We start from the raw sequence: 12,131 nt of genomic DNA, 5'->3' as shown, positions 1-12,131 counted from the left end.
CCGCGCGCGATCGCCGGAGCCCGTGCCGGCGGTTCCCAGCCTGGCCCATCGGCCGGAGGGGCGCGGCACCGGGCTCCTCCGGGAAGCCGGCTACTTCAGCCGGGTGCCGGCCGACCCGAGTGCTTCGCAGGCCTCGACGATCCGCGCCGCCATGCCGGTCTCGGCCGCCTTGAGGTACGAGCGCGGGTCGTAGACCTTCTTGTTGCCGACCTCGCCGTCGATCTTCAGGACGCCGTCGTAGTTCTTGAAGAAGTGGTCCACGATCGGGCGGGTGAACGCGTACTGGGTGTCGGTGTCGACGTTCATCTTCACCACGCCGTAGGACACCGCCTCGCGGATCTCCTCCGGCAGGGAACCCGAGCCGCCGTGGAAGACCAGCTCGAACGGCTTCGCGCCGGCGTCGAGGCCGAGCTTCTTCGCCGCCGCTTCCTGGCCGCCCTTCAGGACGTCCGGGCGGAGCTTGACGTTGCCCGGCTTGTAGACGCCGTGGACGTTGCCGAAGGTCGCCGCGAGCAGGTAGCGGCCCTTCTCGCCGGCGCCGAGGGCGTCGATGGTCTTGAGGAAGTCGCCTTCGGCGGTGTAGAGCTTCTCGTTGATCTCCGCTTCGACGCCGTCTTCTTCGCCGCCGACGACGCCGATCTCGACCTCGAGGATGATCTTCGCCGCGGCGGTCTTGGCGAGCAGCTCGGTGGCGATCTCGAGGTTTTCGTCGAGGTCGATCGCCGAGCCGTCCCACATGTGGGACTGGAAGAGCGGGTTCTGGCCGTTCTTGACGCGTTCGGCCGAGATCTCGATCAGGGGGCGGACGAAGCCGTCGAGCTTGTCCTTGGGGCAGTGGTCGGTGTGCAGCGCGACGTTGACGTCGTACTTCGCGGCGACGACCTGCGCGAATTCGGCCAGCGCGGTGGCGCCGGTGACCATGTCCTTGACCTTCTGGCCGGACGCGAATTCGGCGCCGCCGGTGGAGAACTGGATGATGCCGTCGCTCTCCGCCTCGGCGAAGCCGCGGATGGCGGCGTTCACGGTCTCGGACGAGGTCACGTTGATGGCCGGGTAGGCGAACTCGTTCGCCTTGGCCCGGTCGAGCATCTCCGCGTAGACCTCGGGGGTGGCGATGGGCATGCGGGCTCCACTTCGGACTCGGGCGGGGTTTCGGGGCGAACGCTAGCGGCGCGATGCTGGGGTTTTCCCCAGTGGCGGCCCGGTAGAACGGTGGGTACCGGTCCGGCCGGTGGCAGGTGACGACGTCGTCCCGCCCGTGCCGTGTTCGTCCCGCCGGCCTTCCCTTGACCCCGAGGTGCGATCCCGTCGTGCCGCTGAGGAGAAAAATGACTGCCATCGTCCAAGTCACCGGCCGGGAGATCCTGGACAGCCGCGGCAACCCGACGGTCGAGGTCGACGTCGAGCTGGCCGACGGGTCGTTCGGGCGCGCGGCGGTGCCGTCGGGTGCGTCGACGGGCACGCGCGAGGCCGTCGAGCTGCGGGACGGTGATCCGGGCCGGTTCCTGGGCAAGGGGGTCCGGAAGGCGGTCGCCGCGGTCAACGGCGAAGTCGCCGATGCGGTCGTGGGTCTCGACTCGCGGTCGCAGGTCGAGGTGGACCGGGTGCTGTGCGAGCTGGACGGCACGCCCAACAAGGCGCGCCTCGGCGCGAACGCGATCCTCGGGGTGTCGCTGGCGGTGGCGAAGGCGGCCGCGCAGGCGCACGTGCTGCCGCTGTACCGCCACCTGGGCGGGGAGGGCACGTACCGGCTGCCGACGCCGATGATGAACATCGTCAACGGCGGGGTGCACGCCGACAACGGGATCGACTTCCAGGAGTTCATGATCGCGCCGGTCGGCGCGCCGAGCTTCGGAGAAGCGGTCAGGGTCGGCGCCGAGGTCTTCCACACGCTGCGCGGGATCCTGCGCGACGCGGGCCACAACACGAACGTCGGCGACGAAGGCGGGTTCGCGCCGCAGCTCGACACGGCCGAACAGGCGCTGGACTTCGTGGTGCGGGCGATCGAGCGGGCCGGTTACGTGCCCGGCGACGACGTGGCGCTGATGCTGGACCTGGCCGCGTCGGAGTTCTACGAGGACGGGATCTACCACTACCGCGGCGAAGGCGTGAAGCGCTCGGCGTCCGAGCACGCCGGCTACCTGCGCGACCTGGTCGCCCGGTACCCGATCGCGTCGATCGAGGACGCCATGGCGGAGGACGACAAGGACGGCTGGCAGCTGGTGACGCGGGCGCTGGGGGAGGAGATCCAGCTCGTCGGCGACGACGTCTTCTGCACCAACGTGGCGCTGCTGACCGAGGGCATCGAGCAGGGCGTCGCCAACGCGATCCTGGTCAAGGTCAACCAGATCGGCACGCTGACCGAGACGCTCGACGCGGTCGAGGTGGCGTCTCGCGCAGGGTACGGCGTGGTGATGTCGCACCGCTCGGGGGAAACCGAGGACACGACGATCGCCGACCTGTCGGTCGCGGTCGACTGCGGCCAGATCAAGACGGGGTCGCTGTCGCGGGCCGACCGCACGGCGAAGTACAACCAGCTGCTGCGGATCGAGGAGGACCTGGGCGCGGCGGCGGAGTACGCGGGCCGCGCGCCGCTGAACCGGAAGCGCTGAGCGGGCCGGCGCCGGGGCGTTCGCGTCCCGGCGTCAGGCTTCGGCGGTGCGCCAATGGTCTTGAATGAGTCATTCAGGACCTCCGAAGACCTGAATGAGTCATTCAAGACGTCGGTGAGCCGGTCGCCAGACGGGCAGGGCCGGACCGGTCGCGCTGAGCTTCGGCCGGCGCCGCGCCCAGCGCGTCCACGAGCGCGAAGTGCCGCAACCCCGCGAACAGCCGCTCGCCCAGCAGAGTCGTGATGAGCGCGGTCTCGCCCGGCCGCCGCGCGGGCCCGACGTCGTCGATCAAGGCCGCGTCGACGGCGGCGACCTCGCGGGCAAGGGCGGCGTACTCGGCGAGCTTGCCGGAGACGGCGTCGTGCCCGAGCCCGTGGCAGACGGCCAGCACGGTGACCAGGTTCGCCACCGCGGGATCCGTGTCGTCCGCCGGCGCGCCGAGCAGTTCGCCGACGCGCCCCAGCGCCCACGCCCGCGCCGCCGCGGAAACCGGGCGGACGGAGACCCGGCCGTCCTGCGCGACGCCGAGCACGACTCGGGCCGCGCGCCCCGCGTCGAGTACCCCGAGCACGTCGGCCACCTCCGCCAGCGACAGCCCGCCGATCTCGCGCAGCGCGCAGACGAGCCGCAGCCGCTTGACGTGCTCGGGGGTGTACTGCGCCTGGTTGGGCCCGACCCGGCGGCCCGCGGGCAGCAGTCCCTCGCGCAGGTAGTACTTGACGGTCGCGACCGGAACACCCGTTTCCGCGCTGAGCTCGGCCATCCGCATTGCGCCAGGCACCCCCTTCTCCGCCCGCACCCGCGGGGAGGCCCAGTGAACCGCCCACGGCCGCGCCCGGCCCAGCGCCGGGCGCGAAGTCTGGTGGGATGCCCAGACTTCGCGGCCCTTGACTTAAGTGGGACAGCGTCCCATATAGTAACCGGGACAATGTCCCACTTGAAGGGTGATCGTTCATGACGACGTACGTGCTGGTCCACGGCGCTTGGCACACCGGGCAGGCCTGGGCGCGGGTCGTGCCCCACCTGGCGGCCAGCGGCCGCCGGGTCTTCACCCCGACGCTGACCGGCTACGGCGAGACCACGCACCTGCTGAGCCCCGACGTCGGGCTCGGCACGCACACCGCCGACGTCGTGCGGCTGCTGGTCGAGGCGGACCTGCACGACGTCGTCCTGGTCGGGCACAGCTACGCGGGGATGGTGATCTCCGCGGTCGCCAACCAGGTGCCCGAGCGCATCGCGCGGCTGGTCTACCTCGACGCGATGGTGCCCACCGACGGGGAGAACGCGCTCGACGTCATGCCGATCACCCGGAACATGCCGGTCGACAGCTGGCGCGTGCCGCCGCTGCCCGAGCTGCCCGCGCCCCACGGCCTGTTCGGGGTGACCGATCCCGGCGACATCGCCTGGGTGCGGACCATGCTGTCCGACCAGTCGCTGCGGTGCCTCGAAGAACCGGTCGCGATGGACAACCCCGCGCTGCGGGAGATCCCGCGCACGCACATCCACTGCACGGTCAAGCCCGAGGGGTTCGACCGCCGCCCGGTGCCCGCCGTGCAGCCGAACGGCGAGCCGTCGGACGTGCGGGAGCTGGCCACCGGCCACGACTGCATGATCACCGCGCCCGCGGAGCTCGCCGAGCTGCTGCTGGACGTCGGCGACCGGGTCGGGGCCGGTAGCCTGCGGGTGTGAAGCGTGCCGACGCGCGGCGCAACGCCGAGAACGTCCTGGAGGCCGCGGCCGCGGTGTTCGTGAGCTCCGGCGTCGAAGCGCCGATCCGCGAGATCGCCGCCCGGGCCGGCGTCGGCACGGCGACCATCTACCGCCACTACCCGACCCGCGCCGACCTGATCCTCGCGGTGTACCGGCTGCAGGTCGAGTCGCTGGCCGAAGCCGGCCCGGCGCTGCTCGCGGGCGAACCGGGGCCGCACCGGGCGCTCGTGGCGTGGATCGACCGGTTCGTCGACTTCGTCATCACCAAGCAGGGGCTCGCGTCGGTGCTGCAGTCCGACGAACCGTGCTACGACCCGCTGCACGCCTACTTCCTGGAGCGCCTCGGCCCGGTGTGCACGGAGCTGCTGGAGTCGGCCGCGGCGGCCGGCGAGATCGAGCCCGGCCAGGACCCGTACGAGCTGATGCGCGGCGTCGGCAGCCTGTGCGCCGGCGCGGGCAGCGCCTACGACCCGCGCCGGCTCGTGCGGCTCCTGGTCAACGGGCTCCGCCGCACGGGCGCGAGCGAAGGAGCAACCCGGTGAATTCCCTGCACTTCAACGCCTTCATCTGGCCGAACGGCTACCACGAGTCCGCGTGGCGAGTGGTCGACGACGACGTCCGCGGGGTGCTCGGGCTGCCGTACTACGCGGACATCGCGCGGACCGCCGAGCGCGGCCTGATGGACTCGATCTTCCTGGCCGACAACATCGCCATCGCCGAATACCGCGTGACGCACCTGCCGCAGACGCAGTTCGACCCGGTCGCCGTGCTGTCCGCGCTGGCCGCGGTCACCGGGAAGATCGGCCTGATCGGCACCGGCTCGACGACCTACAACAAGCCGTGGGAGCTCGCCCGGCGGTTCGCCACGCTGGACCACCTCAGCGGCGGCCGCGCGGGCTGGAACATCGTCACCACCATCACTTCGCTGGCCGCGGCGAACTTCGGCGAGAAGGCCCACCCCGACCACGCCGACCGGTACGAGCGCGCGCACGAGTTCGTCGACGTCGTCACGCGGGCGTGGGACAGCTGGGACGACGACGCGATCGTCGGCGACCGCGAGAACGGCGTGTGGGCCGACCGCGCCAAGCTGCACGCCCCGCGCTTCCACGGCAGGTTCTACGACGTCGAAGGCGTGCTGCCGTTCCCGCGGTCGCCGCAGGGGCGGCCGGTGCTCGTCCAAGCGGGACAGTCGGCCGCCGGGATCGGGCTCGCGGCCCGGTACGCGGAGCTGGTGTTCTCCGGGCCGCCGTCGCTCGAGGCGGCGGTGAAGTTCCGCGCCGGGCTGGACGCCCAGGTGGTCGCGGCGGGCCGGGACCCGTCAGGAGTGCGCGTCCTGCCCGCGCTGATGGTCACGCTGGGCGGCACCGAGGCCGAGGCGAAGACCCGTGCGGAGCGGCTCGAAGAGCTGGCCAGCCCGGAGTTCCGCTGGCAGAACGCGTTGTACACCGCGGGCCTCGACCCGGACGCGTTCGACCCGGACGCCCCGCTGCCCGCCGAACTGCGGGCCGAGGGCGGCTCGTCCCGCCTGCAGCAGCTCGCGGCGGCGGCTCGGGAGCGGCCCGAGGCCCCGCTGCGCGAGATCGCGGCGCGGATCACCGGGGGAGCGGGGCAGGTCCACTTCGTCGGCACGCCGGAGCAGCTCGCCGACCACGTGCTCACCTGGCAGGACGCCGGCGCCGTCGACGGGTTCACCATCATGGGATCGACGCTGCCCTACGAGCTGACCGCGTTCGTCGACCACGTCGTGCCGATCCTGCAGCGCAAGGGCCGGTACCGGACCGAATATGCCGGCTCGACGCTGCGTGAACACCTGGCCGAGTGAATCCCGGTATGTGGTTTCTGTCGGTGGTGCTGGTTAGGGTCCTGACCGTCCGATCTTGACGACAGGAGTGTGGGACGTGGGCTGGACCCGGAACATCCGAGTGGCCGCGCTGGTGGCGGTGGCCGCTCTGGGCCTGACAGCGTGCGGCGGCGGGGACGACAAACCCGCCGCTGCGGGCAAGGGCGGGGCGCCGATCGTCGTCGCGTCCTTCAACTTCACCGACAGCCAGATCTTGGCCGAGATCTACGCGGGCGCACTCGAAGCCAAGGGCTACCCGGTGGCGAAGAAGCTGAACCTGGGCTCGCGGGAGCTGATCTACCCGTCGCTGAAATCGGGCGAGCTGCAGTTCATCCCGGAGTACCAGGGCTCGGCGATCGCCGCCGGCTTCGGCAAGGAGCCGGTGAAGGACGCGAAGGGCGAACACGAGCAGCTGGCGAAGCTGCTCGAGCCCAGCGGCGTCTCGCTGCTGGACTACGCCCCGGCCGAAGACAAGAACACCTACATCGTGAAGGCGGACCTGGCCCAATCGAAGGGCATCGCGACCATCGGCGACCTGAAGAAGCTCGACAAGGTCGTGCTGGCCGGTGGCCCGGAGTGCGAGAAGCGGACGACGTGCTTCAAGGGCTTCACGGACGTCTACAAGCTGACGAACGTGACGTTCCAGACGGTGCAGGAGCTCGGGCCGCGGGCGCAGCAGCTCGATTCCGGCGCGGTCACGGTGATCCCGGTCGACTCGGTCAGCCCGCTGGCCGGCGACCCGAAGTACGTGGCGCTGAAGGACGACCTGGCCATCGTGCCCACGGAGAACGTGGTTCCGGCGGTGAACAAGAAGGTCCTCGACGAACGCGGCGCCGACTTCGCGGCGGTGGTCAACGCCGTGAGCGCGAAGCTCACGACGGAGGGGATGCGCGAGCTGAACAAGCGAGTGGACTCCGAAGGCGAGAAGGCCGCGGACGTGGCCAAGGACTGGCTGTCACAGCAGGGCCTCGGCTGACGCTGTCCGGCCGAGGAGGAGCGGGAGGAGGGCGTCGGGCCGGTCCAGCGGGATGATGTGCCCGCAGTCGTCGATCAGGTGCTCCGTGAGGTCGTCGGCCACCGGGCGCAGCTGGCGCGCGAGGGCGTCGCCCACCGGGTGCGCGCCGATCGCCGTCGTGGGCACGGTGAGCCGTCCGGCCGCGACGGCTTCGGCGATCTGCCGCGCGCTTTCCGGCATGGCGCGGTAATGGCCGAAGGCGTTCCGCAATGCTTCGCGTCCGGTGTACGCCGCGGTGAAGTGGTCCCGGATCGCCGTCGGCACCCCGCGCCCCAGCGTGCCGGCGTCGAGGAACCAGTCGACGTACTCGGCCTCGTGCCCGGCGAGCACCGTCTCGCCGAGCCCGGGGACGGCGTGGAAGCCGAACCACCACGGCGGCCCGCCGGCGAGGAAGTCCTCGGCGCCGGGCAGCCGCCCGAGCAGCGACTCCATGAGCACGAGCCGCCGCACCCGCCCGGGCCGCCGCATCGCGAGCAGGAACGCGGGCGACGTCCCGGCGTCGATGCCGGCGACCGTCGCGTCCGGCTCACCCAAGGCGTCGAGGAGCGCTTCGGCGTCGTCCGCGAGGGTTCCCGCGTCGTAGCCGCCCTCGGCGCGGGTGGTCGCCCCGAGGCCACGCAGGTCCGGCGCGATGACCCGGTGGTGCCGGGCCAGGTGGGGAATCACTTCGGTCCACAAGCGCCACGTGTGCGGGAAGCCGTGCAGCAGAAGGAAAGCAGGCCCCTGCCCCGCGACGGCCACGGTGATCTCGATGCCGTTCGCCCTGACCCGCTGCTCGCGCACGTGACTCTCCTCAGTGGTTACCATTGGTTACCGGCTGAGCGTAAGAAACCAGCGAGGCCGAGCCAAGACGGCACTTCCCCGACAGGTGGTGAGCTCCAGGTGACCCCCTCACCGAAAGGCACGCGCGGCGACCTCTTCGACCCCGCCTGCCCGACCCGCAAGCTCCTCGACCGCATCGGCACGAAGTGGACGTCGATGGCGGTCAAGGTCCTGGCCGAAGCCGCCCCGGCCGAGGTGCGGTTCGCGGAGCTGCAGCGCCGCATGCCGGGCGTCTCGCAGAAGATGCTTTCGGTGACGTTGCAGAGCCTCACCCAGGACGGCTTGGTCGCGCGCCGCGTGGAGCCGACGGTCCCACCGAAGGTGCACTACCGCCTGACCGAGCTGGGCCTGTCCCTGGAGGTCCCGCTCGCCGCGTTGCGAACGTGGGCGGAGGAGAACATGCCGGCGATCGACCGCGCCCTGAAACAATCACCCGGCTGACGGCGACTCACCGGGGGTGAACGACACTCCGCCCACGGTCAGGCGAATCATCGAGGAGGCCGGCCGCGCCCCGGGCTCCCGGATCGCCGAATTCGCCTCGACAGTCTCGGCTGCGCAGCGGTACCGCCGCGAGACGGGCGCGAGTGACACCGCCGGGATCACCAGGTCTACCGCGCTCCTGGCGCTTATGATGATGGACGAGGACATCAGGCTCGCGTTGTTCGAAAGCGGTGTGGAGCCTGATCGGCTCGGCTCGATCCTCGCACTCGAGAGAGTCACGTTCAGCCCGGCCGGCGAAGAGGTAGCGGTGCACGAGTGGTTCGCTCGCGCCCTGGCCGCCCACCTGCGGTCATTGCCCCGCGACCAGCAAGTCGTCGACCTGGCCGACATCGCGGTCGCGATCATGCGGTCGGTCCGTGACGGACGAGGCGGCGCTTTGCCGGAACGGCTGAGGCAGATGGGCGCCGACGTCGATGCTGCCTTGGCCCGCCTTTCGCGGCTCGCCGGGCCACACGCCCGCCGGCTGGTTCCGTTGTCGCGCAGCATGCAGGCAGTGGCCGACAGCCTCCCCTCGACCGGACTGACCACGGTGGAAATCGTCCGGGCGATCGCCCGGCGGCACCCGGAATACGCCGCCGGCCGGCTGGGGTCGGTCATCACCCGAAGCCCACGCCGACAGCGCGACTGGCATGAGTGGTATGAGCTGGTCGCGCGCTGGTTCGACGCCGACGTCGTCGCGAAGACCCGCCACGAGGTGCTCGACGGGCGGCTGTTCCTGCTCGGCCTCGGCCTCGAAGCCCCCAACCTCTTGGACTCGTTCAAGAGCGAGGGCGCCTGGACCGCGTTGATCACGGAGATCGACGAGGCCGTGGCCCCACCAGGCTCACCGCTCTGGCCGGTCCTGAACGGCGTCCGCTTCGCCCACGGCTACCACAACGACGGCACCGGCGGCGCCGACCAGCTCGACGTCCAGGGCTACGTGAACGCCGTCTGCGAGGTGATCACCGACCCCGCCGTCACGCCCCCGCTGTCCATCGGTCTCTTCGGCAAATGGGGCACCGGCAAGAGCTTCTTCATGGAGAAGATGCGCGAGCGGATCGCCGGGCGCGCCCCCGGCGACGACGGGTTCACCGTGGTCCAGATCCGCTTCAACGCCTGGCACTACGCGGACACGAGCCTCTGGGCGAGCCTCGCGATCGAGATCTTCGAACGCCTGGCCGACCCCGAGCCCGTCGACCCCCGCGAACGGGAGGACTGGCACCGCAGCCACGGCGACGAAAACCGAGCCGAGCGTGAGGCGCTGCTGTCCGAGCTCGAAACCTACCGCGACGCCAAGTCCACATTGGACGCCGAGCGGATCCAGCTGGAGCACGAGCGACGGCAGCTCGTCACCAAGCGGAGCCACGCGGAAGAAGAGCGCCGGAAGGAGATCGAGAAAGTACCGCTCACCGAAGTCGCCAAGGAACTCGCGAAAAACCCCGAAGTCCAAGGGAAACTGAAGGACATCTCGAAAGAGCTGGGCTTCGAACCGGCCATCGACGAGCTCACCGGACTGGGCAAAGACCTCCGCACCACGGCCGGCTACCTGCCGGCCCTCTGGCGGGGCATCAAGCACAAATCCCTGTTCGGGACGCTCGCCGCCGCGTTCGCCGTGCTGGCCGTGCTCACCATCGCGCTCGCCGGGCGCGGGGGAGTGGAGTGGCTCTATTCCCTGGGCGCTACCGCGGCCTCGATCGTCGGCGTCACCCAGCTGATCCGTCCGGCCGCGAAACGGGTCAACACCGCGCTCGGGCACGTCCAAGACGCCATCCGCATCGCCAACGAAGCACGGGAAACCCTGCGGAGCAAACGAAGCCGCGAAGAACGCGTCCTCGACCTCAAGCTCGCCGACGCCGAACACGCCATCGCCGAGACGACCCAGGCGATCACCGCGCTCGACGAGAAGATCGCGACGACCCGCGCCGCCGCCGAGGCGCTCTCGGTCGGGCGGAAGCTGTACGAGTTCCTGAACGACCGGGCTTCGGGGTACCAGAAGCACCAGGGCGTGGTCGGCACGCTGCACCGCGACTTCCGCTTCCTGGACGCCCTCCTGCGCAGCCAAAGCCGGAGCCTCGAGGCCGGCGTCAAGCCCGTCTCGCGGGTCGTGCTCTACATCGACGACCTCGACCGGTGCCCGCCCGCCAAGGTCCTCGAAGTGCTCGAAGCCGTGCACCTGCTGCTCGCGCTCGAGCTGTTCGTGGTCGTCGTCGGCGTCGACCCGCGCTGGCTGAGCAGCAGCCTGTGGCACCAGTACCGCGACCTCGCGGCCGGCGGCGACCCCCGGGCGGACGCCTACCTGCGCGGCATGCCGGTCGAGTACCTGGAGAAGATCTTCCAGATCCCGTTCACCCTGCCGGAAATGGAGCCGGAGGCCTACGCCCGGCTGATCGGGAGCGTCGCGGACCTCCCGCTGCCGCCCGCGCCGGCGGACCCGCCGGCCCCGCTCGACCCCGGCGAACCGGCCGCGACCACCAGCGAAGAACGCACGCCGGCGCGGGCCCGGCTGGACGTCGAGCCGGGCTCCGCGGCCGCCGCCGTCCCGGGGGAGCGCATCGGTCTCACCGAGCCCGAGGTCGAGTTCGCCCAGCGGCTGGGTGCCCTGGTCACCAGCCCGCGGGCGGCGAAGCGGCTGATGAACACCTACCGCCTGATCCGGGCGACCCGGCACGTCGGGTCGCGGTCGCGCTTCCTCGGCGGGGACGGGCGGCCGGGTGAGTTCCAGGCCGTGCTGACCCTGCTCGCGGCGGTCGCCGGCCACCCGGCACTGGCCGACCGGCTGCTCGTCGCCCTCCAGGCCGCGGACGGGGACAGCTGGGCCGGCTTCCTCGCGCAGCTGGCGAACGACACCGAGCCCGGCGAACTGCCGCACGACTTCGCGGAGTGGGTGCGCCTGCACCGCGGCCTCGAAGCGAGCCGCCGGACCGGCATGCTCGACGACCTCGCCACCTACCGGCGCTGGGGCCCGGTGATCGCGCGGTTCGGGTTCACCCTCTAGCCCGGCCGGCCAGAGGCAGGAACAGCTCGTCGACGATCGCCCGGATGCGGGCGGGCGCGGGCGGCTTCAGCTCCATCAGCAGGTCGTGGCGCACCAGGTCGAACGGCATTTCGAGCAGGGCGGTGGGCAAGCGCTCGAGGTCGATCTCGCCGCGGTCGTGGGCGCGCCGGTAGAGGGGCCGTTCGCGTGGGCGGGCCTTTTCGCCCATCATCTTGGTCCGGACCTGTGCGGGGGTCAGGCCGGTGCTGGCCAGCAGCCCCGAGAACGCGGTGGCCGCGGCGATGGCGAAGAACGTGGCGCGGGTTTCGCCCAGTGCCGTCAGCCCGGCGATCAGGTCACCGCGCAGGGTGCCGGTGTTGGGGGCCGCGACCGGGTGGGTGGCGCCGTAGTGCTCGATCGCGGCCAGGACGACCTCGTCCTTGTGGGCCCAGCGGCGGTAGAGCACGGCCTCGCTGGTGCGCGCGCGGACCGCGATCGACTCCATCGTCAGGCGCGCGTACCCGGTCTCGACCAGCTCGTCCCAGCACGCGGCGAGCAGTTCGGCTTCGAGCTGCTTGCCGTGCCGGCGACGGCGGACGGGTTCGGTGGGCACACCACACGATAGAAAGTCTTTCCTTTCTTGACAACCCGGGTTAGCCTGATAAGAAAGGAATGACT

At 71.0% G+C, this 12,131-nt stretch carries 11 protein-coding genes; 7 read left to right on the top strand and 4 right to left on the bottom strand.

What is annotated here, in order from left to right; all coding sequences use genetic code 11:
- Positions 1-90: 90 nt before the first annotated feature.
- Positions 91-1,122: a class II fructose-bisphosphate aldolase gene (gene fbaA / locus H4696_RS18080; RefSeq protein ID WP_086859772.1), complete on the bottom strand. Its 1,032-nt coding sequence runs from the start codon at positions 1,120-1,122 to the stop codon at positions 91-93.
- A gap of 206 nt (positions 1,123-1,328) precedes the next feature.
- On the opposite strand from fbaA, the gene eno reads away from it, so the two are divergent.
- A complete protein-coding gene (gene eno / locus H4696_RS18075; RefSeq protein ID WP_086859773.1) occupies positions 1,329-2,612 on the top strand; it encodes a phosphopyruvate hydratase in 1,284 nt (427 codons plus the stop codon).
- A 103-nt stretch (positions 2,613-2,715) separates the two neighbouring features.
- Here the strand turns inward: eno and H4696_RS18070 are convergent, their stop codons facing one another.
- Positions 2,716-3,393 (bottom strand): MerR family transcriptional regulator, encoded by a 678-nt coding sequence (locus tag H4696_RS18070; protein ID WP_211299676.1) that lies wholly within the window; start codon positions 3,391-3,393, stop codon positions 2,716-2,718.
- A gap of 173 nt (positions 3,394-3,566) precedes the next feature.
- Between H4696_RS18070 and H4696_RS18065 the strand changes: the two genes are divergently transcribed.
- The 4 genes from H4696_RS18065 to H4696_RS18050 all read left to right on the top strand — a co-directional run bounded on the left by H4696_RS18065 (position 3,567) and on the right by H4696_RS18050 (position 7,138).
- Entirely contained in the window at positions 3,567-4,301 is a 735-nt protein-coding gene (locus H4696_RS18065; protein WP_086859777.1) for an alpha/beta hydrolase, read from the top strand.
- On the top strand, positions 4,298-4,864 hold the full coding sequence (locus H4696_RS18060) for a TetR/AcrR family transcriptional regulator (RefSeq protein ID WP_086859779.1): 567 nt from the start codon (positions 4,298-4,300) through the stop codon (positions 4,862-4,864). The genes H4696_RS18065 and H4696_RS18060 overlap by 4 nt, the downstream gene beginning before the upstream one ends.
- On the top strand, positions 4,861-6,144 hold the full coding sequence (locus H4696_RS18055) for an NtaA/DmoA family FMN-dependent monooxygenase (protein ID WP_086859781.1): 1,284 nt from the start codon (positions 4,861-4,863) through the stop codon (positions 6,142-6,144). Before H4696_RS18060 ends, H4696_RS18055 begins: the two co-directional genes overlap by 4 nt.
- 76 nt (positions 6,145-6,220) lie before the next feature.
- A complete protein-coding gene (locus H4696_RS18050) occupies positions 6,221-7,138 on the top strand; it encodes an ABC transporter substrate-binding protein (protein WP_420831565.1) in 918 nt (305 codons plus the stop codon).
- Here H4696_RS18050 and H4696_RS18045 read toward each other — a convergent pair.
- Entirely contained in the window at positions 7,118-7,960 is an 843-nt protein-coding gene (locus H4696_RS18045; RefSeq protein WP_420831504.1) for an alpha/beta fold hydrolase, read from the bottom strand. The genes H4696_RS18050 and H4696_RS18045 overlap by 21 nt on opposite strands.
- A 99-nt stretch (positions 7,961-8,059) precedes the next feature.
- Between H4696_RS18045 and H4696_RS18040 the strand changes: the two genes are divergently transcribed.
- Both H4696_RS18040 and H4696_RS18035 read left to right on the top strand, forming a co-directional pair.
- Positions 8,060-8,440: a winged helix-turn-helix transcriptional regulator gene (locus tag H4696_RS18040; protein WP_086859786.1), complete on the top strand. Its 381-nt coding sequence runs from the start codon at positions 8,060-8,062 to the stop codon at positions 8,438-8,440.
- 193 nt (positions 8,441-8,633) lie between these two features.
- Positions 8,634-11,474, top strand: a complete 2,841-nt coding sequence (locus H4696_RS18035) for a P-loop NTPase fold protein (protein WP_158104302.1) — start codon at positions 8,634-8,636, stop codon at positions 11,472-11,474.
- Here the strand turns inward: H4696_RS18035 and H4696_RS18030 are convergent.
- Positions 11,464-12,066 (bottom strand): TetR/AcrR family transcriptional regulator, encoded by a 603-nt coding sequence (locus tag H4696_RS18030; RefSeq protein WP_086859790.1) that lies wholly within the window; start codon positions 12,064-12,066, stop codon positions 11,464-11,466. The two genes, H4696_RS18035 and H4696_RS18030, sit on opposite strands and share 11 nt — an antisense overlap.
- Between the last annotated feature and the right edge of the window lie 65 nt (positions 12,067-12,131).

This window comes from Amycolatopsis lexingtonensis, from assembly GCF_014873755.1.
In the GTDB taxonomy this organism is placed as follows: Bacteria; Actinomycetota; Actinomycetes; order Mycobacteriales; family Pseudonocardiaceae; genus Amycolatopsis; species Amycolatopsis lexingtonensis.
Note: the sequence above shows the minus strand (reverse complement) of the source record. Positions and strands in the feature narration are given on the sequence as shown.

Bases quoted from the DNA above. Each gene is read 5' to 3' on its own strand.
- fbaA (WP_086859772.1), bottom strand. From the start codon at position 1,122: ATGCCCATCGCCACCCCCGAGGTCTACGCGGAGATGCTCGACCGGGCC.
- eno (WP_086859773.1), top strand. From the start codon at position 1,329: ATGACTGCCATCGTCCAAGTCACCGGCCGGGAGATCCTGGACAGCCGC.
- H4696_RS18065 (WP_086859777.1), top strand. From the start codon at position 3,567: ATGACGACGTACGTGCTGGTCCACGGCGCTTGGCACACCGGGCAGGCC.
- H4696_RS18035 (WP_158104302.1), top strand. From the start codon at position 8,634: ATGGACGAGGACATCAGGCTCGCGTTGTTCGAAAGCGGTGTGGAGCCT.